This is a genomic window from uncultured Phascolarctobacterium sp. (assembly GCF_902463975.1).
Taxonomy (GTDB): domain Bacteria; phylum Bacillota; class Negativicutes; order Acidaminococcales; family Acidaminococcaceae; genus Phascolarctobacterium_A.
Map to the genome: position 1 here is coordinate 1 of NZ_CABQHJ010000007.1, position 26,784 is coordinate 26,784.

General features: G+C 46.7%; 24 protein-coding genes and 1 riboswitch. Of the genes, 19 read left to right on the forward strand and 5 right to left on the reverse strand.

The features are described from left to right. Positions 1 to 153: 153 nt before the first annotated feature. Genes RDW05_RS03125 through RDW05_RS03135 form a run of 3 tightly spaced genes read left to right on the forward strand, consistent with a single transcriptional unit; the run spans position 154 to position 1,338 of the window. Positions 154 to 516 carry a hypothetical protein gene (locus tag RDW05_RS03125; RefSeq protein WP_307977802.1) on the forward strand — a complete coding sequence of 121 codons (363 nt, stop codon included), beginning with the start codon at positions 154 to 156 and terminating at the stop codon, positions 514 to 516. A 6-nt stretch (positions 517 to 522) separates the two neighbouring features. Then, complete coding sequence (locus RDW05_RS03130; protein ID WP_307977846.1) at positions 523 to 1,026, forward strand: hemagglutinin repeat-containing protein; 504 nt, start codon at positions 523 to 525, stop codon at positions 1,024 to 1,026. A 54-nt stretch (positions 1,027 to 1,080) separates the two neighbouring features. Then, positions 1,081 to 1,338 carry a JAB domain-containing protein gene (locus tag RDW05_RS03135; RefSeq protein ID WP_307977803.1) on the forward strand — a complete coding sequence of 86 codons (258 nt, stop codon included), beginning with the start codon at positions 1,081 to 1,083 and terminating at the stop codon, positions 1,336 to 1,338. A 69-nt stretch (positions 1,339 to 1,407) separates the two neighbouring features. On the opposite strand, the gene uraA is transcribed toward RDW05_RS03135, so the two are convergent. After that, the gene (gene uraA / locus RDW05_RS03140) at positions 1,408 to 2,655 is read right to left on the reverse strand and encodes a uracil permease (protein ID WP_210684027.1); all 1,248 of its coding nucleotides are present in this window, start codon (positions 2,653 to 2,655) and stop codon (positions 1,408 to 1,410) included. Between the two features lie 217 nt (positions 2,656 to 2,872). Here uraA and RDW05_RS03145 point away from each other — a divergent pair, with 217 nt between their 5' ends. Next, positions 2,873 to 4,102: a M20 family metallo-hydrolase gene (locus RDW05_RS03145; protein WP_307977804.1), complete on the forward strand. Its 1,230-nt coding sequence runs from the start codon at positions 2,873 to 2,875 to the stop codon at positions 4,100 to 4,102. 121 nt (positions 4,103 to 4,223) lie between these two features. Here the strand turns inward: RDW05_RS03145 and RDW05_RS11655 are convergent, their stop codons facing one another. Both RDW05_RS11655 and RDW05_RS03150 read right to left on the reverse strand, forming a co-directional pair. Then, positions 4,224 to 4,304, reverse strand: a complete 81-nt coding sequence (locus tag RDW05_RS11655; protein ID WP_363316971.1) for a putative holin-like toxin — start codon at positions 4,302 to 4,304, stop codon at positions 4,224 to 4,226. A 90-nt stretch (positions 4,305 to 4,394) separates the two neighbouring features. Next, on the reverse strand, positions 4,395 to 5,291 hold the full coding sequence (locus RDW05_RS03150) for a radical SAM protein (RefSeq protein WP_304277078.1): 897 nt from the start codon (positions 5,289 to 5,291) through the stop codon (positions 4,395 to 4,397). A gap of 193 nt (positions 5,292 to 5,484) precedes the next feature. Continuing rightward, positions 5,485 to 5,563: riboswitch (ZMP/ZTP riboswitch) on the forward strand. A 70-nt stretch (positions 5,564 to 5,633) separates the two neighbouring features. On the opposite strand from RDW05_RS03150, the gene RDW05_RS03155 reads away from it, so the two are divergent. From RDW05_RS03155 to RDW05_RS03165, 3 genes are all read left to right on the forward strand, one after another. Next, positions 5,634 to 6,812 carry a phosphoribosylaminoimidazolecarboxamide formyltransferase gene (locus RDW05_RS03155; protein ID WP_374111006.1) on the forward strand — a complete coding sequence of 393 codons (1,179 nt, stop codon included), beginning with the start codon at positions 5,634 to 5,636 and terminating at the stop codon, positions 6,810 to 6,812. A gap of 222 nt (positions 6,813 to 7,034) precedes the next feature. Beyond that, entirely contained in the window at positions 7,035 to 7,655 is a 621-nt protein-coding gene (locus RDW05_RS03160; protein ID WP_307977806.1) for a hypothetical protein, read from the forward strand. A gap of 49 nt (positions 7,656 to 7,704) precedes the next feature. Beyond that, positions 7,705 to 8,610, forward strand: coding sequence for an exonuclease domain-containing protein (locus RDW05_RS03165; protein WP_307977807.1), 906 nt, complete (start codon positions 7,705 to 7,707; stop codon positions 8,608 to 8,610). A 79-nt stretch (positions 8,611 to 8,689) separates the two neighbouring features. Here RDW05_RS03165 and RDW05_RS03170 read toward each other — a convergent pair whose 3' ends face one another. Continuing rightward, positions 8,690 to 9,535, reverse strand: coding sequence for a MurR/RpiR family transcriptional regulator (locus RDW05_RS03170; RefSeq protein WP_307977808.1), 846 nt, complete (start codon positions 9,533 to 9,535; stop codon positions 8,690 to 8,692). A gap of 209 nt (positions 9,536 to 9,744) precedes the next feature. Between RDW05_RS03170 and RDW05_RS03175 the strand changes: the two genes are divergently transcribed. From RDW05_RS03175 to RDW05_RS03185, 3 genes are all read left to right on the forward strand, one after another. Then, a complete protein-coding gene (locus tag RDW05_RS03175) occupies positions 9,745 to 10,986 on the forward strand; it encodes a dicarboxylate/amino acid:cation symporter (protein ID WP_307977809.1) in 1,242 nt (413 codons plus the stop codon). 32 nt (positions 10,987 to 11,018) lie between these two features. Next, positions 11,019 to 12,281 carry an aminotransferase class V-fold PLP-dependent enzyme gene (locus RDW05_RS03180; RefSeq protein ID WP_304277084.1) on the forward strand — a complete coding sequence of 421 codons (1,263 nt, stop codon included), beginning with the start codon at positions 11,019 to 11,021 and terminating at the stop codon, positions 12,279 to 12,281. A gap of 95 nt (positions 12,282 to 12,376) precedes the next feature. Continuing rightward, the gene (locus RDW05_RS03185; RefSeq protein WP_307977810.1) at positions 12,377 to 13,297 is read left to right on the forward strand and encodes a carbon-nitrogen hydrolase family protein; all 921 of its coding nucleotides are present in this window, start codon (positions 12,377 to 12,379) and stop codon (positions 13,295 to 13,297) included. Positions 13,298 to 13,383: 86 nt separating this feature from the next. Here RDW05_RS03185 and RDW05_RS03190 read toward each other — a convergent pair whose 3' ends face one another. Continuing rightward, the gene (locus tag RDW05_RS03190) at positions 13,384 to 14,418 is read right to left on the reverse strand and encodes a DUF2939 domain-containing protein (protein WP_307977811.1); all 1,035 of its coding nucleotides are present in this window, start codon (positions 14,416 to 14,418) and stop codon (positions 13,384 to 13,386) included. A 210-nt stretch (positions 14,419 to 14,628) separates the two neighbouring features. Here RDW05_RS03190 and miaB point away from each other — a divergent pair, with 210 nt between their 5' ends. From miaB to RDW05_RS03235, 9 genes are all read left to right on the forward strand, one after another. Next, positions 14,629 to 15,957: a tRNA (N6-isopentenyl adenosine(37)-C2)-methylthiotransferase MiaB gene (gene miaB, locus RDW05_RS03195; RefSeq protein WP_307977812.1), complete on the forward strand. Its 1,329-nt coding sequence runs from the start codon at positions 14,629 to 14,631 to the stop codon at positions 15,955 to 15,957. After that, a complete protein-coding gene (gene mutS / locus RDW05_RS03200) occupies positions 15,957 to 18,542 on the forward strand; it encodes a DNA mismatch repair protein MutS (RefSeq protein WP_307977813.1) in 2,586 nt (861 codons plus the stop codon). The genes miaB and mutS overlap by 1 nt, the downstream gene beginning before the upstream one ends. Then, on the forward strand, positions 18,542 to 20,641 hold the full coding sequence (mutL, locus tag RDW05_RS03205) for a DNA mismatch repair endonuclease MutL (RefSeq protein ID WP_307977814.1): 2,100 nt from the start codon (positions 18,542 to 18,544) through the stop codon (positions 20,639 to 20,641). Before mutS ends, mutL begins: the two co-directional genes overlap by 1 nt. Further along, positions 20,641 to 21,429, forward strand: coding sequence for a class I SAM-dependent methyltransferase (locus RDW05_RS03210; RefSeq protein WP_307977815.1), 789 nt, complete (start codon positions 20,641 to 20,643; stop codon positions 21,427 to 21,429). The genes mutL and RDW05_RS03210 overlap by 1 nt, the downstream gene beginning before the upstream one ends. 3 nt (positions 21,430 to 21,432) lie before the next feature. After that, positions 21,433 to 22,368, forward strand: coding sequence for a tRNA (adenosine(37)-N6)-dimethylallyltransferase MiaA (miaA, locus tag RDW05_RS03215; protein ID WP_307977816.1), 936 nt, complete (start codon positions 21,433 to 21,435; stop codon positions 22,366 to 22,368). Positions 22,369 to 22,447: 79 nt separating this feature from the next. Further along, complete coding sequence (gene hfq / locus RDW05_RS03220; protein ID WP_210684039.1) at positions 22,448 to 22,699, forward strand: RNA chaperone Hfq; 252 nt, start codon at positions 22,448 to 22,450, stop codon at positions 22,697 to 22,699. 112 nt (positions 22,700 to 22,811) lie between these two features. Then, entirely contained in the window at positions 22,812 to 23,705 is an 894-nt protein-coding gene (gene xerD, locus RDW05_RS03225; protein WP_304277100.1) for a site-specific tyrosine recombinase XerD, read from the forward strand. A 15-nt stretch (positions 23,706 to 23,720) separates the two neighbouring features. Continuing rightward, a complete protein-coding gene (locus RDW05_RS03230; protein WP_307977817.1) occupies positions 23,721 to 24,992 on the forward strand; it encodes a divergent polysaccharide deacetylase family protein in 1,272 nt (423 codons plus the stop codon). A 536-nt stretch (positions 24,993 to 25,528) separates the two neighbouring features. Next, positions 25,529 to 26,776, forward strand: a complete 1,248-nt coding sequence (locus RDW05_RS03235; protein WP_276632868.1) for an aminotransferase class III-fold pyridoxal phosphate-dependent enzyme — start codon at positions 25,529 to 25,531, stop codon at positions 26,774 to 26,776. Positions 26,777 to 26,784 lie beyond the last annotated feature (8 nt).

The window sequence follows — 26,784 nt, forward strand, 5'->3', positions numbered from 1 at the left end:
TGTATATACTGATGATTATGCAAAATATAAAGTGGTTTATGTGAATAATAAATCATATTGTATTCATATTAGTAAAAAAGTCGAGGCTGACAAATGAATAAATATATAAGTGTAAAAAGGGCGATATGCATATATTTAATATTATCTTGTCTGATGATGTGTTTAAATATATATATGAAAGCGTATGATAGGAGTAATCGGAAAGAAAATTTATATTTTGAATTATTACAGCTAAAATTACCAATTGGCACAGAGGTTGTTAAATTAGAAAGCAAACAGTACTTATTTGGAGATGTCGTATTGCAATGTGACTTTACGTTATTACCACAAAATGCATTTTTGGAAAATATACAGTGTGCTGGTTGGAAAAGCATTGATGGTGAAGATATGCTTTATCAAAAGGATGGCATTTCTCTAATTGTTATAAAAAAAGATAATTTTTACAGTTTGCGATTTGTTGATTGCAGAAATGGATTTAATTCATATTTGTATGATTTACCGAAAAATAAATTTTAAATCAACATATTTACTGAGGAAAGCGAAGTAGGCAACCGTGGCGGCAGCTATTACAACCATAAAAAGCAGGTGGATGAAGCTGTGAAAGGCACTACTATTGCGGCGAAGAATGATATCAGCATTGCAAGCGGCAAAGATATAAATATTAAAGGCAGCAACGTAGCCAGTGAAGCAGGAAAAGCCGACCTGATTGCCGAAAATAATATAAATATCGCTAATGCAACAGAATACCACGAGCGTTTGCATGAAGAGCACAACAAGGTCAGTGGATTGCTTTCGTCCAAAACAACGGATATTTATGATTACAGTAAGCAGAATACTGTTATCGGCAGCAATATTTCCGCTGGAGAAATTGCAATTAGCAATAAAAATGATATAAATATCACAGGCAGCAACGTAGTTGCAGATAATGACGTAGGCGTAAAAACCGGCGGCAGTCTGAATATCGGCAGTGCGGAGCAGACAAGCGAAAGCGAATACAGAAAATCTGTAAACATGCGACAACAATGAAGTATTTAAAATGCTGAATAGAACTGTAGACGAGCTTAATGCAATAGGTTTGACTTGAATGCAGGCAGAAAAGGTTTCGGCTTGTATGGAGCTTTTGAAAAGGGGGCTTTACACACTTGTGAAAAGGTGTATTTAGGTAATCCTAAGAAAGCAGTTGCATATCTGATGCTTTATCTACGTTATATGGAAAAAGAAGTATGTATGGTTTTTGCTCTGAATACTAAGAACAGGATTATGGCTTCAGAAGTTGTTCCTGTAGGCACACTAAATGGTTCTCTTTTAGCACTAAAAAACCAGCGGATATTTACCTGACGGTAAACTTCCACTGGTTTTTCTGTTTAAGGTTGGGTTTGGTCCCCGCCTCTTTGTGCTTTAATTATCTTATTCGTTCAGCAGGTGCAGGTATTCAAAGAGCTTGAAGGCAAGGCTCATAATAATAGCAACAACGGTTGCCAGCACCATGCCCTGTACGGAAAATGCACCGAAGGAAAGCTTTGCACCGGAAAGACCGATAATCATAATAACAGAGGTCATTACGAGGTTGGAGGATTTGCTGTAATCTACCTGACGTTCAACCAGTACGCGGATACCGCTGGCAGCGATTACGCCGAACAGCAGGATGCAGATGCCGCCCATAACAGGAACGGGAATGCTGTGGATCAGCTCGCTGAGCTTGCCGCAGAAGGAAAGGATGATAGCCATGACAGCAGCGCCGCCGATAACCCAGGTGCTATAAACCTTGGTAATTGCCATAACGCCGATGTTTTCACCGTAGGTAGTGTTCGGAGTTGCGCCGGCAAAGCCACTGATAACGTTAGAAAGACCGTCTGCGAACAGGGAGCGGGACAGGCCAGGATCCTTAATCAGGTCGCGGTCAACAATGTTGCCGGTTACTACGAGATGGCCGATATGCTCAGCCAGTACAACGAGTGCGGCCGGAGCTATAATCATAATAGCGTTGATATCGAAAACCGGAGCGTAGAAATGCGGTACCTGGAACCAGGGAGCGTCGATTACCGGCTGGAAGTTGACGATACCCATGATAGCTGCAAAAACATAACCGCAGACAACGCCGAAGAGAATCGGGATGATGCTCATGAAGCCACGGAAGGCAACGGAGCCGATAACGCCCACAGCCAGCGTAAACATGGAAATAGCGACGTTGACCATGTCGATTTTATCACCGGTCAAGCCTGCCATGTTAGCTGCAACAGGTGCCAGCTCCAGACCGATAACAGCGATGATTGCGCCCATTGCTGCCGGCGGGAAGATGACATCAATCCATTTGGTGCCTACGCAGTGAATAATCAGCGAGAAGAGCATGAACAGCAGACCAAAAACGATGAAGCCGGACTGTGCATGATTATAGGCAGAGGTGGACATGATCAGCAGTACAGGAGAAATGAAGGCAAAGCTGGAACCGAGATAGGAAGGGATTTTGCCTTTGGTGATAAAGATATAGAGCAGGGTGCCCAGGCCATTCATGAACAGGCAGGTGGTAGGGTTGACCTTGAACAAAAAGGGAACCAGCACGGTGGAGCCGAACATAGCGAACAGATGCTGGATACTTAACGGAATATTAAGTAGTAATGGTGGACGTTCTTCAACTTGAATAACTTTGCGTTCCAAAATAAATAACCTCTTTTCTTAAATTTTGCTATGATAATTTTACGTGGATTTTACATTAATTGCAAGGAGTTTTTAGCAAAAGTGTAAAAAACTTTCCATAATCTCAGATTTTCAGATGAAGTGCAGCTCTTGTGTGATACTTAAGAAGCAAGTATAATAAAGCTGTTATCTATATTATTTATTTTTTTTGCTATTTCCGAATGAAGGGGGAATGAAAATGTTAAAAGTAAATCAGGAGCGTGTGGCCAAGCTTTTGCAGGGTTTGGCAGCTTTTACGGACAGTGATGAGGGTGTTACGCGCCTTGCCTACAGTCAGCTTGATAAAAAGGCTCAGAGCTGGCTGCTGGAGCAGGTGCAGGATTTGCATTTGCAAATACGCACCGATGCTGTGGGCAATGTTTTTTTGCGTCGTGAGGGCAAACAGCCGCAGCTGACGCCGGTGGCCAGTGGTTCGCATTTAGACACTGTTATTCACGGCGGTGCCTATGACGGCATGTGCGGTGTGGTAGGTGCCTTGGAGGCGCTGTACATGCTGCAGGACGAGGAGCTGGAGCGCAGCATCGAGGTGATTATCTTCCGTGCGGAGGAATCGAGTCGCTTCGGCTTTGCAACTATGGGCAGTAAGCTGCTGACAGGCAGCGCGGCGCCGGAGCAGCTGAACAAGGGCGCTAAGAAGGGTGATATCAGCTTTATCGAGGCCTTGCGTGAATGGGGCTGTAATCCTGACGCTTACCGTGATGCCGTAATTACTCCTGGCAGCTATAAATGCTTTGCGGAGCTGCATATAGAGCAGGGCAAGGTGCTGGAGCAGACACAGCACCAGCTTGGTATCGTGCATAATATTGCGGCACCGACACGCTTTAAGATTCATATTAAAGGCGTGGCAGACCACAGCGGCGCAACGCCGATGGGCATGCGCCGTGATGCGCTCGTCAGCGCTGCTAAGCTTATTTTAGCGGTGAACGAGGCTGCAGAAGCAGAAAAAGCCAACGGCAGTGTTGGTACCGTTGGCGTGGTTGACGTAGAGCCCGGTTCGATTAACGTTGTGCCGGGAGCAGTTACGCTGTGGGTTGATGTGCGTGGCGTTGATAAGACAAGCATTGAGCGTGTACTGCAGAGCATTCGCGAGCAGGCCGAAAACGTCGCTGTCTGTGACGGCGTTGGCGTGCAGATAGAAATGCTGACGGCAGACAGCCCTGTTGCTTTGGATAAGGCTTTGGCCGCGCAGAGCGAAGCGATATGTGCGGAAAAGGGCTTCAGCTTTTTGCATATGAACAGCGGTGCCGGTCATGATGCCATGCATATGACGAAAATCTGCCCTACGACAATGCTGTTTATTCCCTGTCGAGCAGGCATCAGCCATAACCCGGCAGAGTATGCCTCAACTGAGGATATTTGCCGTGGCATTGAGGTTCTGGCAGAGGTTTTGCGTCGGGAGGCAAATTGACAATAACGCAAAAACTGCTATAATAAAGTATAGAGATAGCCGATTGTGGTAGGTCGGCTTTCCTCGCAAATTTGTAGTTTGAAGGAAGCCGCCTAACCATTAGGCGGTTTTTTTCATGCCTTTATTTAGAGCGATGTGATAAAATCAAAACTACGAGAGTTGCAAAGCCTATCATAAGCTGAAGTGCTTCGAAAACAGTCATAGCATCACCCCACTTTCCAGCAGGAAACCGACGTCGGCTATCTCTATGCGAAAATTATATCATTTTATGAAATTTAAAGCAAATATATTTTTATACTCCTGTTCCGTCAAAGCAGGGGATGAAATCCTTGCAGGCGGCATCTCCTTCCTGTACAAAGCCGTCTTCGATAGTGCTTTGCAGCAGATAGCTTTCCAGCTCCTTGTATTCCTCATCCGTAACCTTGCGGTTGATTTCGGGATATTCGCTGGCGCGGCCGCAGGGAACGTACTGGTGCATCAGGCTGAACATTACCTGCCCGGGCTTGAAGTTGGCAGCAACCCAGTCGATAATTCTCTTGGTGTTGTCCGGCATGCCGGGCATAATCAGATGACGGATAATAACGCCTTTCGTCATGATACCGTTATCGTCAATATGATAGTCACCGACCTGATTATACATTTCCTTAATAGCTTCTGTTGCGATGCGGAAGTAGTAGGGAGCGTTGCTGTATTTGATAGCAGCCATATCATCACTGTATTTTAAATCCGGCAGATAAATCTGCACCTTGCCTTTAAGACGGCGCAGAGTATCCTGTGTTTCAAAGCCGCTGGTGTTATAAACAACAGGCACCGGCAAAGGCTCGTCCAGACTTTGCAGCACTGCTTCGGTAAAATGGGTGGGCGTAACAAGATTGATATTGTGCGCACCCTGGGCGATAAGCTCGTGATAGATTTCCTTCAGGCGTTCAATGGTAATTTCCTTGCCGAAGCCCTTGCAGCTGATATCATAGTTCTGGCAGAAAACACAGTGCAGGTTGCAGCCGGAAAAGAAAACCGTACCGCTGCCTTTAGTGCCGCTGATGATGGGCTCTTCCCACATATGCAGGCCGGCGCGGGCAACAATCGGAGCGAGGCCTACGCCGCAGCTGCCGAAGCAGCCGGTAGTATCAGACATATTTGCCGGGCGGTCTACGCCGCAGCGATGCGGACATACATAACAGAGAGTCATATTATTTCCTCCTTTGAAAAGAGCTTGCCGTGCCTTTTCGGTATATGTATAGACAAGAATACTTGGTTCCCCCTTGGGGGAACTGTCGAGCGATAGCGAGACTAAAGGTGGCAAAACTCTAATTCATCATACACTTATTCTACCACAATCGCCCGCTATTGACAAAAACAACGAGGCATCTTATAATTTTAGTATTAGGTCATATAACTGACGGAAGTGGGTTACCACAGGGGAGTATGACCGGTAGCACGCCGACCGTCTGGGCAAAGATTTTTTCTTGTGCCAGTGTGTCGGTTTTTTTGTTTGTCTAAGTGACTGGCACTATACAAAAGAGGAGGAGTTATAGTGAAAGAATTAGCATTAAAATATGGCTGCAATCCTAATCAGGGCAGCGCACGTATTTACATGAACAATGGTAGCGAGCTGCCGATTGAGGTGCTGAACGGCCGTCCGGGTTATATCAATTTCCTCGATGCTTTTAACAGCTGGCAGCTGGTAAAAGAACTGAAGGAAGCAACCGGCCTGCCGGCAGCAGCATCCTTTAAGCACGTAAGCCCTGCAGGTGCTGCAGTAGGCCTGCCGCTGAGCGATACTCTGAAAAAGATTTATTATGTAGACGACCTGGAGCTGTCTCCGTTGGCAAATGCTTATGCACGTGCCCGCGGCGCTGACCGCATGAGCTCCTATGGCGACTTTGTTGCTTTGTCCGATGTTTGCGACGTGCAGACTGCTAAAATGCTGGCACGCGAGGTTTCTGACGGTGTTATCGCACCCGGTTATACCGAAGAAGCTCTTACTGTTCTGAAGGGCAAACGCAAAGGCACCTACAACATCATTAAAATTGATGAAAACTACAAGCCGGAACTGCTGGAGCACAAGCAGGTATTCGGTATTACCTTCGAACAGGAGCGCAACGAAGCTAAAATTACCGCTGACCTGCTGCAAAACCGCCCGACTGTGAATAAAGCAATTCCGGAAGGCGCAGCACGCGACCTGCTGATTTCCTTAATTGTTTTGAAATATACTCAGTCCAACTCCGTTTGCTATGTAAAAGACGGTCAGGCTATCGGTATCGGCGCCGGCCAGCAATCTCGTGTACATTGCACCCGTCTGGCAGGCGGTAAGGCTGATATCTGGTGGCTGCGCCAGAATCCGAAGGTATTGGCTCTGCCGTTTAAGGACAGCATCCGTCGTCCCGACCGCGACAACACCATCGACGTTTACATCTCCGATGATTATGAGGATGTACTGGCTGACGGCGTATGGGAAAACTTCTTCACCGAAAAACCGGAACCGCTTACTCGCGAAGAGAAAAAGGCTTGGGTTGCTCAGCTGAAGGATGTTGCTCTTGGCAGTGATGCATTCTTCCCGTTCGGCGATAACATTGAGCGTGCGCATCGCAGCGGCGTGCAATATATTGCACAGGCTGGCGGCTCTATTCGTGATGACAATGTTATTGAGACCTGTGACAAGTACGGTATTGCTATGGCATTCACCGGCCTGCGTCTGTTCCATCACTAAGATAGCTTTATAATGAACTTTCGTCCCACTCGTCTGACGGGTGGGACGTTTTTATGTGCGCTTTTGATCTTGCTTAGAACAACACACTCAAAAAACCTCATTACTTTATTGCAAATTACGTAAATTGCATGTATGATTGAATACAGGCAGTCTTTTACAAAAGCGTAAAGTGAAATGCCTATATCATAATTAAAACTAACTCTATTCCTACGAGGTGATAATATGCTTCTTAAAGAAATAAATTTCCGCGATATTGCAGACAAATACCTTTACATAGACGCTGCCGGCGTGGCGCAAAACCTTGACAGCATTTTTGAGGTAACAGAAGATGCTACCGGCGTGCTTTGCTATGGTTATATAGATGAACAGGCAGGCATAAGCTTTGAAATATTATGCTGTGCCGTATATGATACAGCTAAAAAGACGCTGAAGCTGTTGCATGGTAATGATGAGCAATCAACGAAGATACGCTTAGCTGAGCTGCTGGAAGCGCAGGCAGCTGTGCTGCCGAGCGAAATGCCTCGCCTGAGCGAGTTCCAAAGCAAAGTGGCAATGGTGCAAAAGGCGTATAAGGCAGACGAAGCGACAGAAGCAATGCGCAAGCTTACCTCGTTAGATCCTGCGAGAATTACGACGCACCCGGATATCGTAACGGTTTATATGGTGCGCGGCGATGAGGCCGAAGCGGCTTATGTGCTGCTTAAGGAAGTGCGTGAGGTCAATATCATAGGCACGTTGCTTTCAGAGCCTCAAAATGCTGCAGGTCTGCATAAGGGCGATGAAATCAGCTTTTTCCTGGTGCGTAACGAAAAGGGAATTATGTGCATGAAGGTGCTGGAGTGATTACGAAAGAAAGGAAGAGATGCTGAGCTAGGCTCGGCAAGGTGATATTTTGAGTTCTATAAAAAGAGATAGGTATATAGATGGTAAGCTCCTTGTAGGCTATCCTGATGATTATACTGTTTTAGATATTGAAACTACCGGCCTGAATCCGCAAAATGATTATATAACGGAAATCTCGGCTATAAAATACTGCAATAATCGCAGAGTAGATGAATTTTCCAGCCTTGTTAAACCGGATTTTTCCATTCCGTATTATATTACACGGCTTACCGGCATCGATGACGCTATGGTAGCAGATGCTCCGTCAATCGATGAGGTTATCCTATGCTTTATGGATTTTTTGGCTGATGATATCATTGCAGGCTACAATGTGGGCTTTGATTTGAGCTTTATTGCGGAAAATCTGGCAGGCTATTATGCCAAAAGATTAGCCAATGATTATGTTGATGTTATGAAGCTGGCGCAGAATGAATTGCCATTTTTAGGCAGGTATAAGCAGACTGCGGTTGCCGAATACTTCAATATTGCTACAGCAGGTGCGCACAGGGCGCTGGTTGACTGCAATATTTGCAACGGCTGTTACCAGAAGCTGAAGGAGCTGGCAGTGGCGGATTATCATCTGCCGCCGCAGCAAAGAGAGCTTGTGCTTGCGCATAGTGCCAGCAGCTTAAAACCGCTGGCAGATAAGCAGATAGTTTTGCTAGGCTCTTTTGATAGTCTTTATGTTAAAAACGTTTGGGAGATACTGACTGCGCTTGGTGCAAGCGTTGCACAGCACGTTACAGCCAGTGCTGATATGGTTATCGTAGGTACGGCGGATGCTTCCGTGTGTGACGGTGCTGATTTGCAGCTTGCCATCAGTATGAAAAGTGCGGGCAGGAATATTTATATTCTTAAGGAGGATGTATTTTGCCAATCGTTGCTGGCCAAAGGCTGGCTGAGGGTTGGGGGATAATTAATTAAATAAACGCAAAAGCTTTTAAGCAAATAAAAAAGCCCGGACCGGTGTCTGGGCTTTTTGCCATTACTAAAAGCTAGTATAGGTTTGCTTTATAAATATTTTCATCCAGTAGCTCCAAGCGTTCAGCAGACATATTTTCTACCTTCTTGCTAATTATTACAGCTAAAGCTTCAGCCAAACACAGTGGCACAACATAAGAGTTAGTAAAGCTCAAGCCTGTTACGTTAGTGGTTACGACGTAGTCTGCATAAGCTGCTAAAGGAGAAGTTACTCTGTCAGTAAAAAGAATAATCTTGGCGCCACGCTTTTTGGCAAGCTCTAAGATTATGGTGCAGATTTGTGAGTATCTGGGATACGAAAACATCATGATACAATCGTTTTTGTTGATGTCAACAAGCTTTTCCAGAGTTTCACTCTCAGCCTTGTTACATAGCACCAGTCCTGGCAGAAAATAAATCGCTTTCCTCCAAAAATAGTCAGCACAGCAGGAGGTTCCACGAAAGGCCGCAATATATTTATTCTTGGAATTGATCAGACAATCTGCTATGTCCAGCAAAAGCTTATCATCAAGAGAATTGATAGCCTTGTTAATGTTATTTATGGAATTATACAATACTTCGCTTGCTATACTGCCGGTGTTGATGTAATTTTTGCTTTGGTTAAATTTTTGCATTGGTGAAAGATTTGCGTTATATTGTTCTAAAAATTTTTCGTTAATTGATTTTTTGAAATCTGTATAGCCTGCATATCCCAGCTCGCGCAAAAATCTGATGATAGAAGTATCGCTGACACCACAGGCGTTGGCAACATCTTTAATTGGACCAAAGCCTATAGTTTCCATATTATCAAGTATATAATCAGCTATAATTTTTTCCTTCTTTGTAAGTGTTTTATCTTTTATTCTGTCCTCAAAGTTCATACTAGTCCCCCTCCCGATAATTATATTATAGCTGAAAATGTATCTTTTGCAACAAATATTGCACTTACAACATTCTTGCGAATGAATTTTGTGAATGCTTATTGACAGCTTAGAAGATTGAAAAGTATAATGTTGTTAATGCAACAGATTGAAATAGAAATGTTGTAAATAATACAGGGAAGCGGATTCGCAGAAAAGGAGGCTTTATTATGACGAATTTTTTGTTCTCAAAAAAATACCTCGCTTACAGAGTTGCTATTGGCTTTGTTTTAGGTATTGCAGCTGGTCTTTTGTTTAAAGATTTTTCTATTTGGGTAAAACCAGCAGGCACGCTTTTTATGAATCTGATTAAGATGCTGATTGTTCCGGTTATCTTTTTCAGCTTGACTAGCGGTATTGCGGCGATTGGTGATGTGCAAAAGCTTAAACGAATCGGTGGCAAGGTTGTGCTTATATACGTAATCATGACTGTGGTTGCCTGTATCGTTGGTATTGGTGTAGTAAGCATTTTCCATCCTGGTGCTAATTTTGATACCAGTAACATGAAGGCTTATGATCCGAAAAACTTAAAAGCAATTTCCTTCTCTGCCTTTTTGTTTAATATGGTACCTACCAATATTATCAATGCGATGGCGAAGCAGGATATCCTGCAGATGATTTTCTTTACGGTGCTTTTTGCTGTATCTATAGTATATGTCGGCGAAAAGGGTAAAAAAGTAGTTGAGATGTGCGAAAGCGTAGCTCAAATTATATACAAAATGTTGGATATTGTTATGCTTTACTCTCCTATAGGCGTATTTGCTTTAATGGCTAATACAACGGCCGTTTATGGACCGCAACTGTTTGGTGCGTTGGCAAAATTTGTTGTTAAAGATTATGTAGGCTGCCTGCTTATTTGGGCATTGCTGAGTGGCATAACCTATCTGTATACTAAAGTTGATTATATCAAAATGTGCAAATCAATGATTCCAATTTGGGTTAATACCATCGCAACTAACTCTAGTGCAGGTACTATTCCTATTACTTTGGATTGTGTAACTAATAAATTGCACGTTCCTATGTCTATAGCTTCTTTTTCTGTTCCGTTGGGTGCAACTATAAACCTGACAGGTGCAGCCCTTTATAAAACAATTTTGGCATTCTTTGTTGCTGAAATTTATGGTCTTGATATGACCTGGTCGCAGACAATAATGATCATAACAATATCAACCATTATGTCTATAGCAGCACCTGGTATTCCTGGCGGCGGCATCGTAACCGGTGCTATTTTCTTGAATCTTATGGGCTTGCCGATGGACATGATGGGACCGATTGCCGGTATGTACAGACTTATTGATATGAGTCATACTACCGTTAACGTATCTGGCGATGTTCTGGGTACATTGCTTGTTGCCAAAAATGAAAAAATCTGGGATGCATCCATGGTTGATCAGCCGCAGACCGAAGAATAAGATTGTGAGTTAAATTTGTGGAGGTACATAAAATGAAATATGGTAAATTATTAAATGAAGCTGATATGGAAAAGGCTAGAGAGGCGTTCTATCTGCTTGATAAAAATCCCGATGGCACACCAAGAATCTTTTTTGAAAATGCTGGCGGTTCTCTGCGCTTAAAGGCTGCAGCTGACTGCTTTCATAAGCTGGATATGATTCCTGATTGTGATGGCAGAAAGCATCCTTTGGCAGTTGAGCTTAAAAATCTTGTTCACAAGGCAGAGGATGATGTAAGAGTTATCTTTAATGTAAAGGGAGGCAGCATAGCTACAGGACTTACAGCATCACAATTGATGTTTTCAATGGTAGAAACAGTAGTGAAAAATATTCCTGGCACCAATGTGGTAACGACAGTTCTGGAACATCCTTCTTCTTATGACTCTTCTGAGCATTTTGCCGCAACGACAGGCAAAGAGTTGCGTGTTGCTCCTTCTGATATGCTTACCGGTGGCTGTGAAGTTGATGCAATCTGTGATTTGATTGATGAAAATACCTGCCTTTTAAATGTAATGTACGCATCCAATATTTCCGGTGCGATTATGGATATTCCGGCAATTGTAAAAAAGGCCAGAAGCATAAAACCGGATATCTATATTACAGTTGATGCAGTTCAGCATGCACCTCATGCAGTTATGGATCTTTCAGAGCTGGATATTGATGGCATTAACTTTGCTCCTTATAAATTTTTCGGTGTGCGTGGCTTTGGCGTAGCGTGGCTGAGTGATCGCCTGTCTGTATTGCCTCACGCCCGTCTTACCCAAAAACCGGAAAACTTCTGGGGCCTGGGATCAGACGCGCCTGCTCAATATGCGATGATTTCCAGCATTCTCGATTATGTTTGCAGCTTTGCTGATAATAAAAATGGTACTCGTAGAGAGCAATTTGTAGAGGGTATGACTAAGTTAGAGCTGCAGGAAAGAGCATTGCTACACTATATGCTCGAAGGTACTGCTAATGTTCCCGGACTCAGACATATAGAGGGTGTAACTGTTTATAATGACAATCCGGATTTGACGAGACGTGACCTGATTTTAGCTATTGGCTTTGATAATCTGACTCCTACTCAGGCTACGGCAGAATATGTTAAACGAGGCATAGTTGTTTTTGACCGTGTTGATACAAGCCTGTATTCTGTAAGAATGTTGCACTCTTTTGGCTTAAAAGGCATAGTGCGTGTTTCTCCGCTCCATTGCCATAACCTTGATGAGGTGGAAACATATTTGAAGGTTACGCAGGAATTAGCTAAGCTCTGAGCGCTTGAAAATTAGCAGTAAGAAAATTATTCGTATAAAAAATTACAGTAAGTATTTTAGATAATAAGAGTTAAGAGTCATCTGAGGGGAATAAAATGGTAGATTTAGAAAAAAATTGTCGTGTAGCTGTAGTGCAGTGTGCGCCCATAATGTTTGATAAGGATGCAACACTGGCCAAATGTATTGATCTGATTAAGCAGGCAGGTGCCGGCGGAGCACAGCTTATCGTGCTGCCGGAGCTGATTATTCCCTGCTATCCTTACGGCATGACCTTTGGCTTTACCGTAGGCAGCAGACAGGAAGAAGGACGTGCAGACTGGAAGCGGTATTATGATGGTTCCATTGTAGTGCCTGGCGCAGAAACTGATGCGCTCGGACAAGCGGCGCGCGAGGTAAATGCTTATGTAAGCGTTGGTATCTCGGAGCGTGATGCTGTAAGCGGTACGATTTATAACAGCAACATTATTTTTGCTCCTGACGGCAGCATTGCTGCCCTGCACCGCAAGCTCAAGCCTACGGGCGCGGAGCGCTTTGTTTGGGGTGATGCGGATAAGGCTTATTTCCCTGTGGTTGCTTCACCATGGGGACCACTTGGTAATTTGATTTGTTGGGAGTCTTACATGCCGTTGGCACGTGTGGCTTTATACCAAAAAGGCGTCACGATTTTGATTTCCTGCAATACAAATGATAATCCTGAGTGGCAGGCTACTATTCAGCATATTGCGCTCGAAGGACGCTGCTATTACATTAACTGCGATCAGTTCTTCACTAAAGATATGTATCCTGCTGATTTGCATGCACAGGATGAAGTCGCTAAGCTGCCTGAGCTTGTCTGTCGCGGCGGCAGCTGTGTGATTGATCCTTACGGACATTATGTTACGGAGCCTGTCTGGGATAAGGAAGCAATTATTTATGCGGATCTGGATATGGACAAGGTGCCTGCCAGCCGTATGGAATTTGACGCCTGTGGTCATTATTCACGCCCGGATGTTTTGCAGTTGCATGTTAAAGAGTAAAGCTGTTGTGTAAAAACTTATAAGAACGACAAAAAACGCTTACGCCCCACGCATCACGTGGGATGTAAGCGTTTAATTTTTTGCGGTTATTCAATCAAACCCTTAGGAGAAATTACTTCGCCGTTATCAAAAGCAATGTAGGTGACCTGAATTTTTACGGTTTCTTTGGTAATATCCAGATTCATCAGCTTTTTGTCATCCGGCAGCATGGAATTCAGAGTTTTGCTGGTAGTGAGCTCCACTGCCTGTCCGGGGGCAATACTGCCCTGGTAATGCTCAGGATAGGAATAAAGCTGTTCGCCCTTATCGTTGAGTACGGTTACATCATAATACATACGGTTGATAGCAACACTGCTCATGTTTTTGGCCATGATGGTAGCGGTAAGCGTAGCTTTTTCTTCGCTGCCTGCTTTGTTATTGTCCTTGTTCAGCGTCAGACGTTCACTGGTTGCCTGCAGTGCTTTATTCAGACGTTCCATAACAGGCTTGTTCAGCAAGGCCTGTTTAGCACGTTTTGCTGCATCCAGCTGAACGATAAAGTCTGCCAGATTGCTGACTTTCTTAATCTGCCAATCGCCTTTATCATTTTGCTGCATCAACAGCTCGGCAATAAAATCCTTTTCCAGCTCATTGTCGCGCAGTACCAAAGTTGCTTTGGCTGTTTCGCCTTCATGTTTGCTGAGCTTCAGATCTTTGACAGTAAGGTTTTTAATGGGGATGTGACGCTCCAGGTTACGCTTCATAGCGTCAGGTACGGGATCAACCGGCTGCTTAGGAGCATTGTCCGGCTTAGCGGCGATTTTGTCCAAAGCCTCCTGCGTCATCAGGTCTACAACCGAAGGCTTCAGCATATGCAGAATGCCGAGTGCGAACGGGTTGGAGAAAACATTATCGTTATTGATTTTGCTTTCTGCCTTGATGATGTCCTCGAAAGCGTTGTCCATAACAGAGGGAACATCAACATAGCGTGAAAATTTTGCGCTGTCATGCTGCTGCAGTGCAACACGCGCTTCGTTCAGAGCGTAGGCCGGTGTACGGATGAAATAAAGAAAATAAAAGGCTGCGCCTGCAAGGGCAGCAAGCAGAATAAATACAACAAACCATTTCTTTTTGCTTTGCATGATTTTAACCTTCCTAAACTATATAGTAAAAGGCAATCGGAAAAATTCTTTGCCTGCATATATTGTAATCATCTTAAGGGCAGATTTCAATACCTGCTACTAAAATATTTTATAAATTATTCCCTACTTCTTTCCGTGGGAAATGTTGCGGGAAGTGACTGTAATTGGGTATAATATAATAATAGACTGATTTTACACGGAGGTATTTACATGAGTGATAAAAATAAAACCTACTGTCTGATAAATTATGGCTGCCAGATGAATGAATCCGATACGGAGCATTATGCAGGACAGCTGCAGGAGCTGGGCTATGCGCCTAATCCTGATTTTCATACCGCAGATATAATTATTGTCAACACCTGCTGCGTGCGCGAAAGTGCGGAAAAGAAAATTGCCGGCAAAATTGGCGAATTAAAGGCTGTAAAGCGTGCCAATCCGGATGTAGTTATCTGTGTTGCAGGCTGTATGGCACAGAAGGACGGCGAAAAGCTGCGTAAAAAGCATCCGCAGGTAGATTTGCTGCTGGGTACTGCTTACGTTAACGATTTTAAACGCTTGCTGCTGGAATTTTTGGCAGAGCGCAAGGCTGCGGTTTATACCGATCTGACTATTCACCAAAGTGAGTTTGAAGGTCATATGGTACGCCAAAGCGCCTTTGCTGCCTGGATTCCTATTATGTATGGCTGCAATAATTTCTGCACCTACTGCATCGTGCCGTATGTACGCGGACGCGAGCGCAGCCGCAGCATCGATAATATTGTTGCCGAGATTGAGGCAGCGGTTAAAGAAGGCTATAAGGAATTTACTTTGCTGGGCCAAAACGTAAATTCTTACGGCAAGGATTTTGGTGATAAGGATGCTTTCGCTAAGCTGCTGCGCCGTGTGGATATTATTCCCGGCGTTGAGCGTATTCATTATATGACCAGCCACCCGCGTGATATGAGCGAGGAGGTTATCAAGGCTGTTGCAGAATGTGAGCACATCTGCGAAAACTTCCATCTGCCATTTCAGGCAGGCAGCTCGGAAATTCTGCGCCGCATGAACCGCGGTTACACGAAGGAAAAATATCTGGAGCTGGTGAAGATGGTACGCAAGTATGTGCCGGACGCAACGATTACCACAGATATTATTGTAGGCTTCCCGGGCGAAACCGAAGAGAATTTTGAAGAAACTTTGGATGTCGTGCGTCAGGTTGGCTTTACCTCTGCTTATACCTTTATTTATTCCAAGCGTAGCGGTACACCTGCAGCCAAAATGGAAAACCAGGTGCCGCTGGCAGTGAAGAAGGAACGCTTGAACCGTTTGATGGCTCTGCAGAACGAGAACAGCCTGAAGTGCCATGAAAAGCTTGTAGGTCAGACTGTAGAAGTGCTGGCAGAAGGCCCCAGCAAGCAGAAAACAGTTTGGAACGGCCGCACACGCACAGGAGTTCTGGTACTATGGCCGATTGAAGATAAGCAATACGAGGTTGGACAGAAGGTTAACGTGCAGATTGAAGCTGCACAGACCTGGCTAGTGAAAGGTAAGGCGGTTGATTAATGGCTGCTGCAAATGTTACGCCCATGGTACAGCAATATATGGCAGTGAAGCAGGAGCATCAGAATGAGCTGCTCTTCTTTCGCTTGGGCGATTTCTATGAAATGTTTTTTGATGACGCGCTTACTGCATCGCGTGAGCTGAATTTAACACTGACCAAGCGCTCTAATGGTATGGAAAATATGCCGATGTGCGGTGTGCCTTATCATTCGGTGGACGGATATATCGCCAAGCTGATAAAAAAGGGTTACCGCATCGCCATCTGCGAGCAGGTGGAGGATCCCAAGCTCGCCAAAGGCATTGTTGAGCGTAAGGTTATTAAAATTATTACGCCGGGAACGGCGCTGAACGAACAGCTTCTGGAGGATAAGCATAACCGCTATCTGGTATTTTTACAGCAGGCGCAGGAAAAGGGAATGTGCCTGGCAGCGGCCGATGTAACAACGGGCGAGTGCGAATGGTTCCTTGACCAAACTTCGGAAAGCTTTTTGAATATTACCGAGCAGCTTTACAGACTGCAGCCTGCAGAGCTTGTTGTTCATTTTACTTCGGAGGAAATGAGAGAGAAGCTGCAGGAATGGCTGGCTGCAAGATTGCCAGAATGCGTTGTTACGCATTATGACGAGAGTACGCCGGAGGCTGATTATTTTACGCAGCACTTTGCCGGCAGTGACGTGCCGGATGAGGTACACAGTACGGTTGAGCTTTTGCTGCGCTATCTGCATGGAACGGTAATGGCCGATTTGAGCCATATTAACCGCCTGGTGCGGATTGAACGCAACAGCTTTATGAACCTTGATGTGACCGCTATCCGTAACCTGGAGCTGGTTCGCAATATGACGGATGGCTCGAAGCGCGGTACGCTGCTGCAGGTGCTTGATTTTACCAATACCTCGATGGGTGCGCGCCGTCTGCGCAGCTGGATTGAAAGTCCGCTGCTGGATGTGGGTCGCATTTATGAGCGTCAGGAGGCGGTGGCCGAGCTGGCGGCAGCTGCCGAGCTGCGCGAAGCAATTGTGGCGCAGCTGAAGGCGGTAGCGGATCTGGAGCGCATTGTCAGCCGTATTGAGGTGGGCAGTGCCAATGCCAGAGATTTGGTGGCGCTGCGCAATTCCTTAAGCGTACTGCCGGGACTGAAGGGCATTCTGGAAGGCTGTAGCAGCGGACTGCTGCGCAAGCTGTGGAAGGGCCTGCATCTGCACGAGGAGCTGGCTGCAAGATTACAGCAGGCGCTTGTCGATGAGCCGCCGTTTTCTGTCCGCGAGGGCGGCATGATTCGCACCGGCTATAATCAGGAGCTGGATGAGCTGCATCTGATTGCTGCCGACAACAAAACCTGGATGCAGAACTTTGAGCAGAAAATCAAAGAGGAAACCGGCATTAAAACCATGAAGGTCGGCTTCAACAAGGTTTTCGGCTATTATATCGAGGTAAGCAAGGGACAGAGCAGCAGCGTGCCTCCGTACTTTGTACGCAAGCAGACGCTGGTAAACGCGGAGCGCTATATTGTTCCCGAGCTTAAGGAGTTCGAGAATAAGATTCTCGGCGCCAAGGAAAAAATTGAGCAGCTGGAATATTATCTGTTTGATGAGCTGCGTACATTGATTCGCGGCAAAATCAAGGAGATTCAGGAAACTGCCCGCGCCGTCAGCTATATTGATGTGCTGACAGGCTTGGCTGAGGCTGCCTATAAATATAATTATGTAAGACCTGAGCTGAATAATAACGGCGAAATCAAGATTGTTGACGGACGCCATCCCGTAGTAGAGCGCTTGCTGGAAAAGGAGATTTTTGTCCCCAACAATACCAATCTGAATAATACCGACGAGCGCATGATAATTATTACCGGTCCGAATATGGCAGGTAAATCAACCTACATGCGTCAGGTGGCGCTGTTGGTGCTGATGACGCAAATCGGCAGCTTTATTCCTGCGCGTCAGGCGAGCGTTTGCCCGGTAGATAAAATTTTTACGCGTGTAGGCGCCAGCGATGACCTGGCGACAGGCCAGAGCACCTTTATGGTGGAAATGAATGAGGTAGCGCAGATTTTGAAATACGCTACGAAAAACAGCCTGATTATCCTTGACGAGGTGGGCCGTGGCACCAGCACCTTTGACGGTATGAGCATTGCCCACGCTGTTATGGAATATATCCATGACCGCATCAAGGCGAAAACGCTGTTTGCTACGCACTATCATCAGCTGATTGCCTTGGAGGATGTGCTGAGCGGTGTGAAAAATTATTCCGTTGCCGTTAAAGAAAGAGGCAAGGATATTATCTTCCTGCGCCGTATTGTACCGGGCGGAACCGACCGCAGCTACGGCGTACATGTTGCACGCCTCGCCGGTCTGCCGAAGAAGGTGCTGGAGCGTTCGGAAGAGCTGCTGAAGGAATATGATAATGACAACGGCCGTGTACAGCAGCCTGCAGCTGCTGCAGCACCGCAGGATAATATGATGGGCTCGCTGTTTGGCAGTTCTATTGCCAATGAGCTTTTGAAGCTCGATGTTATGAGCATGACACCGATTGAGGCGATGAGCGCCTTGTATAAATTGCAGGATGAAGCAAGAAAGGAGCTGGGTAAATAATGGCAGAAGAGCATGCCGTCCGTTTGTTGGATACGAATACCGCCAATCAGATTGCTGCCGGCGAGGTTGTAGAAAAGCCTGCGTCCGTAGTAAAGGAATTGGTTGAGAACGCACTGGATGCCGGTGCGGATAAAATTGAAGTAACGATTTTTGCCGGCGGTACGGAATATATCAGAGTAACTGATAATGGCTGTGGCATGAGTGAGGCTGATGCCAAAATGGCTGTGCTACGCCATGCCACAAGCAAGCTTACGAAGGCTGAGGATTTGCTGAGTCTGAATACTTTGGGCTTTCGCGGTGAAGCCTTGCCCAGTATTGCCTCTGTTTCTAACTTTACGCTGCTTACCCGTCCGGAGAGTGAGGAATTCGCTACTTCTGTGCATATCGACGGCGGCGAAAACACGGAGGTTACGGCAAGCGGCGGCAGTACGGGTACTACTGTTATTGTAGAGAATCTGTTCTTTAACGTGCCTGCACGCCGTAAATTCCTGAAAACAGTGAGCACTGAAGGACGTTATATCAGCGAGCTTTTGACAAGGCTGGCGCTCTCGCGTCCTGATGTGCGCTTTAAGCTGGTGAACAATGATAAAGAGGTGCTCAGCACTCCCGGTGATGGAGATTTGGAGCATGCGATTAAAGCACTGTATGGCAAGAATGTTGCCGAAAACCTTTTGGAGGTATCGCTGAACGATCCTAAGGTAAGAGTTAGCGGCTTTATCGGCAAGCCTACGCTGTTGAAGGGAACGCGCCAGTGGCAGACGTTCTTCGTTAACGGCCGCTGCATCGGCAGCAAAATGCTTTCCAAGGCCATGGACCATGCTTATCAGTCGCAGATTCCCAAAAGCGGCTTTCCCTTTGCTGTTATCAATATAACAGTTGATACAGCCAGCGTTGATGTTAATGTGCATCCGCAGAAGAGTGAGATTAAATTCAGTGATGACAGCCTTATTTACAAGGCTATGTATAAGGCGCTGACCGATGCACTGACGAAGCCGATGAGCGCGCAAAAGACGCAGGTAACGCTGCTGCCTGATTCAGAGCTGAATGTGTTTGTGAAGCCGCAGCCGCAAGCTGTTTCTGTGCCGGTTACGCCTGCACCGCAGCCTAAGCCGGAGTATCAGCCGCAGCAGCCTGTGTTCAAAGGTGGCGCGGAGCAGATTTTCAAAACGCCGGAACGCAGGGAAGAGCCACAGAGCGCAGCCGAGCCAGTGTTCAAGAGCAGCGCAGAGCCGATTTTCAAAACGCCGGAGCGTAATGAGGAGCAGCCTGCAGCAGAAGAGCTGTTGGTAAATGAGCAGCAGCCTGTGCCTACCGTAAAAAAAGAGCAGGCAGAGCAGCAGGCTATGTGGCAGCCGTTTGATGATTTCAACAAAACATCTGCAACCGTTTCCTATACCAAGGGATATCAGGAGCCTGTACTGGAGGTGCATGAGGCGCGCAGCGAATTTGCCAAACCGCAGCCGACGGAGGCTGCACCTGCGGTCAATAGGGAAACTATTGCTTTTACTGATACTGACAGTGGCATGGATACTATCTGGCCGATTGGACAGGTTGATAAAACCTTTATTATTGCCCAAAGCGAAACAACGCTTTATCTTATCGACCAGCATGCTGCCCATGAGCGTATTCTTTATGACAAGCTGGTGGCTTCGCATGAGCAGATTCCGTCGCAGCAGCTTTTGATGCCGCTTTATGTGGATATGGCTGCCGATGATATTGCATTGATTGAGGAGCACAGGGACGAATTTCTGGCTTTGGGTGTTGATGCAGCCAGCGCCGGCGAAAGCCTGCTGCGCGTGAGCAGTTTGCCGGCGGATATCAAGGCAGATGCTGCTGAAGATTTTATCAATGCTATCAGCAAAATGCTGCGGGAAATGCGTAATGTCAATGGCAGCGATTTGCGGCAGGAGGTACTGCACATGACTGCCTGCAAGGCGGCAATTAAGGCAGGACAGCTGCTGAATATGCGGCAGATGCGTCAGCTGATTATTGATTTGTGCAATACCACGCATCCGTTTACCTGCCCGCACGGCAGACCTTGCATGATTGAAATTGACAGCAATCAGCTGTATAAAATGTTTAAAAGGACGGGCTTTTGATGCTTACAGGCAAAATTGGCGTAACAACGGCCAGAAATGCTACAGGCAGCGCCGCTGCAGCTCAGGCCAGGGCCTGGGCGGAGCAGCTAGGTGCAATTTACGTAGAGCGACCGCATAATATGGGCGTAGACGAGCTTATGGCGCAATATGACCTGTCGGCACTTGTTGTGGGCGAAAAGGATGGTCCGCGTATTCACAGTGCCGTAGGCAGCTTTGCCTATCATCCGGGTATGGCGGTGCTGCGTCTGCAGCAGCTGAAGCGTGGTACGACGGAGCATTTGCTGACGGCTTTGGACCTGCGTCCGGGAAAAAGAGTGCTGGATGCTACGCTGGGACTTGCTGCTGATGCCGCCATCAGCTCGTATATTGTCGGGGACGAAGGAACAGTTGTGGGGCTGGAGGCTTCACCGCTGCTTCATTTTGCCGTGAGCTATGGTTTGCAGCATTATGTGGCAGAAGATGCAGACCTGACGGCAGCACTGCGCCGGATTCAGCCGGCGCAGGCGTTGGCGGAGAATTATCTGGCGCAGTGTGCGCCGGACAGCTTTGACGTTGTTTATTTCGATCCGATGTTCCGTCATCCTGTAAATGGTGCCAAGGGCATGGAAGCATTGCGTCCGCTTTCCTACGAGGAAGCGCTGTCGGCAGAAACGCTGCAGCTTGCATTGCGTGTAGCGCCGCGCGTGGTTATCAAGGAGCGCAGCGAATATATTCTGCGCGAGTATGGCTGCGAGGAATTTATCGGCGGCAAATACAGCAGGATTAAGTACGGAATAATAAAAAGGTGATTTATGTTGCAAAAACCCAAGGTAGTTGTTATTTTAGGAGCGACAGCAACCGGAAAAAGTCATTGCGCTATTGAGATTGCCAAGCAGTTTCAGGGGGAAATAATTTCCGGTGATTCAATGCTGGTTTATAAAAATATGAATATCGGTACGGCGAAGCCTACTGCTGAAGAACTGGAGGCTGTGCCGCATCATCTGGTGGATATTCTGCCGCCGGATGCATCCTTCAGCGTTGTGGGTTTTAAGGAGCGTGCTGCTACGCTGATTACGGAAATCAATGCGCGCGGACATCTGCCGATAATTGCCGGCGGTACAGGTCTGTACATAAAAGCATTGCTTGAGGATTATGCCTTTAACAATGCGGATGAGGACAGCGAGCTGCGCCGCAGGCTGGAGGCCGAGGCGCAGGAAAAGGGCGCGTTGGCGCTGCATGCGCGCCTGCAGGAGTTGGCGCCGCAGGAGGCGCAGCGCATTCATCCCAATAATGTGCGTCGCGTTATCCGTGCACTGGAATCTGCTATGCAGGGCGAGGCTGTCAACCAATATGGTGCGCAGGAAAGTCCTTATGATGCTGTGGTTATCGGCTTGGAGATGGAGCGTCAGGCGCTGTACGAGCGCATCAACAAACGTGTGGATTTGATGCTGGAGGCCGGTCTGGAGCAGGAGGTGCGCAGCCTGCTGGAGCAGGGGGTAGTGCCCGAGTGCCAGTCAATGCAGAGCATCGGCTACAGACAGATGGTGTGGTATCTTAACGGCAGCATGGATTACGCTGCTGCCGTAGACAAGCTGAAGCAGGCAACGCGTAACTTTGCTAAACGGCAGATTACCTGGTATAAAAAAATGCCTTATATTCACTGGCTGCATTTGGATGATGAGCCTGATTATCAACAGGCAGTGGCAGAAATTTCCGAAATACTTGTAGAAAGTGGCATTTCGGTGTAAAATATAAGTATAAAGAGGAGTGTAGGTTTTTAGGAATCTGTGCTTCCGGAGATAACGAAATGAGTAGGAGGGGCTTTTAATGATTACTTCAGTAAAACCCGCAATGAATTTGCAAGACAGCTTTTTAAACCATGTTCGCAAGGAAAACCTGGGTGTTATTATCTATCTGATGAATGGCTTCCAAATTCGTGGCTTGGTAAGAGGCTTTGACAATTTTACCGTTATTATTGAAAACGAAGGCAAGCAGCAGCTTGTGTACAAGCATGCTATTTCCACTATTTCCCCGGCAACTAATATTACTATTATGCAGCCTGAGAAAAAAGAATTTTAATATAGTATAGGTATGAAGAAAAACGGCGCAACAGCGTTGTTTTTCTTTTTCTGAAGATGAATGCACCAGAAATTTTTGCTAATGGCAGATTTGTAGGGTGGAGGCAGGTTTTATGTTTGACTATCTGGCATTGTTCCAGGAATATCTGATGGTAGAGCTGGGTTTGTCTAAAAATACGCAGCTGGCGTATCTGCGTGATTTGCGCCTGCTGATGAAAAGCCTGCAGCTGAAAGCAGATGAAGAGCTGCTGCAGGTTTCGCGACAGCAGCTGATTGCCTATCTTGTACGTTTGAAGCAGGAGGGACGTGCAGCTTCTACGGTAGCACGCAAGCTGGCTTCGATAAAAGCGTTTTACCGTTTTCTGACGGCAGAGCGTTATATCCGCCGTAATCCTGCCGAGGTGCTGGAGGCGGCGAGCAGAGGACTGCATTTGCCGAAGGTGCTGAGCGTTCAGGAGGTAGAAAGGCTTTTGGATGAGCCTAATTTGGGAACCTTGGACGGCTATCGCGACAAGACGATGTTGGAGCTGTTATATGCTACCGGCATGCGTGTTTCGGAGCTGGTAAATGTGCCGGTGAAGAATGTTGATATGAAGATGCAGTATGTTATTGTTATGGGCAAGGGCTCCAAGGAACGTATGCTTCCCTTAGGACGCACTGCACTGCATTATCTGGAGCATTATCTGACGGTAGTAAGGCCGCAGCTGTTGCATGGCAAGCCCGATAAGGCTGCAGAGCTTTTCGTGACAGGCTGGGGCGGACCGATGACGCGGGAGCGTTTTTACGAAATAATTGTGGCCTATGGCAAGAGCGCAGGCATCAGCAAGCGCGTTACACCGCATATGCTGCGCCATTCCTTTGCTACGCATCTTTTAAATAATGGTACCGATCTGCGCATAGTACAGGAGCTTTTGGGACATGCTGATATTTCTACAACGCAAATATATACGCATCTTGATGTGGAGCGCTTGCGTGAGGTGTATGATAAGGCACATCCAAGGGCTTAAGAAGGGAGAACAGCTATGACAAGAAGAAGGAAGGAAAAATCCTCCGGCAGCAAGTATGGTGTTCTGATTTTAATAGCAATTGTGGCAGTAATTGCCATTGCCTGCGGACTTTTCTTTGCCAATAGCCAAAGCAAAAAGGATGTGTTGGCTAAAAAGGGCGATGAGGCGCAGAATATTAGTCTGTTGGACGAGTCCATAGAGGCGCAGCGTCTGCTGGATAATATTTTGTTGCAGAAAAATAATTGGCAGTTGATTGAAAACGATCACGGCAAAAAGGATGTTGAGGTTGAAGAATCTGGTGCCAAAGTGCAGATTAACCAGCGTGAGCTGGCAGTTGGCGTACCCTCCGGTACAAGCCTTGCCGGTGCCTGCGATTGGCTGCAGACCAAGGCTGAGCAGGCCGGACTGGTTTATATCAGCGGTAAGCCTGCCAAATATAAAAAATGGGATGCTTATAAGGCAGAAATAGGTATTAAGGTTAAGGCCGGTGCAGGCAGCAAGAGCTTTGTAACGGATACTGTGATTTTCTTCCATAACAGTAACCTGACCAAGCAGGATAAGGATGTTAAGGATTTACCTGAGCAAAAGGCAGAAGAGGAGCAGCAGGGGACCGTCAGGCAATTCAGAGGAAAAGTAGCCATCGTTATTGATGACTGCGGTTATGATATGGCGCCGGTGCGCAAGCTGCTGAATACCGGTCTGCCGTTCAGCTATGCGATATTGCCGTATAAGCAGTACAGCAGCGATGTTCTGGAGATGGTAAAGGCTAAAGGACGTGTGCCGATGCTGCATCTGCCGATGGAGCCTATTGACCGCAGTGCTATGAGCGAGGGAGCTACTACTGTCCGTACGGATTTGCCTGCGGCGGAGAAGCTGTCCTTGACGCGACGTGCGCTTAACAGTCTGCCGGGAGTTATGGGTGTAAATAATCATCAGGGCTCGAAGGCGACTGCTGATAAGGATACTATGCGAGTTGTTTTGCAGGAGCTGCGGCGGCAAAAGCTGTTTTTTGTGGACAGCCGTACAAATTCTGCTTCGGTAGCACGCAATATGGCGCAGCAGTTGGGTGTTTCTACGGCCCGTAATGATATCTTTTTGGATAACAGCTCTGACGTGCAGGCGATTCGTCAGCAGATATATAAGGCTTTCGCTATGGCGGAAAAGAATGGCAGCGTTATTGCTATCTGTCATGCCAGACCGAATACTGCTAAATGCTGGGAGATGTATGCGGCGGAGTTTAAGCGGACGGGGATAACCTTTGTGCCGGTGACGGAGCTGCTGTATTAAATCAGTATTAGGTGTTTGATTCAACTTCTTTCATAACTGAAAGAAGTTGCTAAGAAAGGTTCGCGCCTGATAACTGCGCAACTAACATATCGTTCCGCTCAGAAAAAAATTTCCCGTGCCCACAGGGCACAACGCAAATTTCGTGTGGAACCAGAACGAAGCGCCGCAAAACTCGCGCTAAGCTAAGATTTTTTGCAATCTGAGTGCGGAATAGCGCTCAAACAGTTGCGCCGCTTCTATGGTTCCAGACACTCATTTTCTAAAATTTTTATTCACTACACGATATATCAGTTGCTTGCTCTGGTGTGTTGTTCAAAAGTTGTAATTCTTAAGAAAAATTGGCTCTCCTTGGGGAGAGCTGTCGCCTAAAAGGCGACTGAGAGGGGATTGTTCGTGAATAGTGTTTTATACGGTAAAATGATACACCCCTCTCCGTCATCGCTACGCGATGCCACCTCTCCCCAAGGAGAGGCTCTTATGAGTACATATTCTGTTTGCAAAACTCTAATTTACATAAACTGAATCGAGGTAAGAAAATGTCTAATTATGTAGAAGAAACAATCGGTAAATATGAAAAGTATATCAATCCTGCTCAGGCAAAGCTGTTCCGCTTTATGGGCCTGGCAAGCATTGAAGGCCATGCTGAGGGCTGGACGATTACCGACAGTGAAGGGCAGGAGTTTATTGACTGCTTGGGCGGTTACGGTATGTTTGCTTTAGGCCATCGTCATCCGAAGGTTGTTGAGGCCGTAGAAAAGGAGCTGCATGCTATGCCGATGTGCGGCAAGGTGCTGTTCAACCGTCCGATGGCTGATTTGGCGGAGGCACTGGCAGAGATTACCCCCGGTGAGCTGCAGTACAGCTTTTTTGTCAACAGCGGTACCGAATCCGTTGAAGGCTGCCTGAAGGTAGCACGTCTGGCAACAAAACGCAAAAAGTTCGTTGCTGCCAAGAATGCTTTTCACGGCAAAACCTTTGGCAGTTTAACTGCTACCGGACGTGATATGTACCGCGAGCCGTTTAAACCGCTGCTCGATGGCTTTACTCATGTAGAATACGGCGACGCCGCAGCTGTTGATGCTGCTGTTGATGAAGATACTGCTGCTGTTATTTTAGAGCCTGTTCAGGGCGAGGGCGGCATTATTGTTCCGCCTGCGGGTTACCTGCGTGAGGTGAAGGAAATCTGCGAGAAGAAGGGTGCTCTGCTGATTGCCGATGAGGTACAGACAGGTATCGGCCGTACCGGCGAATGGTTCGGCGTTAATCATGACGGCGTTACTCCCGACCTGATGGCCTGCGCTAAGGCTTTGGGCGGTGGTGTAATGCCCATAGGTGCGATTATCGGTACTCCGCGTGCCTGGGCCGGTCTTATTGAAGCACCGTTCCTGCACACCTCTACCTTTGGCGGCAACCAGCTGGCCTGCGCTGCCGGTGTAGCAGCTATCAAGGCTATTAAGGAAGAGGATATGCTGCGTCGCGGACGTGAGGCAGGTGCTTATCTGAAGGCTGGTCTGGAGGCTATCGCTGCGGAATATCCTTCCGTTATCAAGGAAGTACGCGGTCGCGGTATGATGATCGGCATTGAGCTGACCAAAGAGGGTGCCGGCGGTATGCTGATGAGCCTGATGATTAACCAGCACATTATTGTTGCTTATACCTTGAACAATCCTAAGGTTATACGTATGGAGCCGCCGCTGATTATGCCTAAAGAGGTTATTGACCATGTTCTGGAGGCTTTCAGAGGCGCTGTTAAAGAAACCGCGGATGTTATTGAAGATTTATAAGAGGAGAT

What these genes read in the sequence shown, in the direction of transcription:
- RDW05_RS03160 (WP_307977806.1), top strand. Translation starts at nt 7,035, where the DNA reads ATGCTTCTTAAAGAAATAAATTTCCGCGATATTGCAGACAAATACCTT.
- xerD (WP_304277100.1), top strand. Translation starts at nt 22,812, where the DNA reads ATGTTTGACTATCTGGCATTGTTCCAGGAATATCTGATGGTAGAGCTG.
- hfq (WP_210684039.1), top strand. Translation starts at nt 22,448, where the DNA reads ATGATTACTTCAGTAAAACCCGCAATGAATTTGCAAGACAGCTTTTTA.
- RDW05_RS03145 (WP_307977804.1), top strand. Translation starts at nt 2,873, where the DNA reads ATGTTAAAAGTAAATCAGGAGCGTGTGGCCAAGCTTTTGCAGGGTTTG.
- RDW05_RS03180 (WP_304277084.1), top strand. Translation starts at nt 11,019, where the DNA reads ATGAAATATGGTAAATTATTAAATGAAGCTGATATGGAAAAGGCTAGA.
- miaA (WP_307977816.1), top strand. Translation starts at nt 21,433, where the DNA reads ATGTTGCAAAAACCCAAGGTAGTTGTTATTTTAGGAGCGACAGCAACC.
- RDW05_RS03210 (WP_307977815.1), top strand. Translation starts at nt 20,641, where the DNA reads ATGCTTACAGGCAAAATTGGCGTAACAACGGCCAGAAATGCTACAGGC.
- RDW05_RS03235 (WP_276632868.1), top strand. Translation starts at nt 25,529, where the DNA reads ATGTCTAATTATGTAGAAGAAACAATCGGTAAATATGAAAAGTATATC.
- RDW05_RS11655 (WP_363316971.1), bottom strand. Translation starts at nt 4,304, where the DNA reads ATGACTGTTTTCGAAGCACTTCAGCTTATGATAGGCTTTGCAACTCTC.
- mutL (WP_307977814.1), top strand. Translation starts at nt 18,542, where the DNA reads ATGGCAGAAGAGCATGCCGTCCGTTTGTTGGATACGAATACCGCCAAT.
- RDW05_RS03150 (WP_304277078.1), bottom strand. Translation starts at nt 5,291, where the DNA reads ATGACTCTCTGTTATGTATGTCCGCATCGCTGCGGCGTAGACCGCCCG.
- RDW05_RS03170 (WP_307977808.1), bottom strand. Translation starts at nt 9,535, where the DNA reads ATGAACTTTGAGGACAGAATAAAAGATAAAACACTTACAAAGAAGGAA.
- RDW05_RS03190 (WP_307977811.1), bottom strand. Translation starts at nt 14,418, where the DNA reads ATGCAAAGCAAAAAGAAATGGTTTGTTGTATTTATTCTGCTTGCTGCC.
- RDW05_RS03185 (WP_307977810.1), top strand. Translation starts at nt 12,377, where the DNA reads ATGGTAGATTTAGAAAAAAATTGTCGTGTAGCTGTAGTGCAGTGTGCG.
- RDW05_RS03125 (WP_307977802.1), top strand. Translation starts at nt 154, where the DNA reads ATGATGTGTTTAAATATATATATGAAAGCGTATGATAGGAGTAATCGG.
- miaB (WP_307977812.1), top strand. Translation starts at nt 14,629, where the DNA reads ATGAGTGATAAAAATAAAACCTACTGTCTGATAAATTATGGCTGCCAG.
- RDW05_RS03175 (WP_307977809.1), top strand. Translation starts at nt 9,745, where the DNA reads ATGACGAATTTTTTGTTCTCAAAAAAATACCTCGCTTACAGAGTTGCT.
- mutS (WP_307977813.1), top strand. Translation starts at nt 15,957, where the DNA reads ATGGCTGCTGCAAATGTTACGCCCATGGTACAGCAATATATGGCAGTG.
- RDW05_RS03230 (WP_307977817.1), top strand. Translation starts at nt 23,721, where the DNA reads ATGACAAGAAGAAGGAAGGAAAAATCCTCCGGCAGCAAGTATGGTGTT.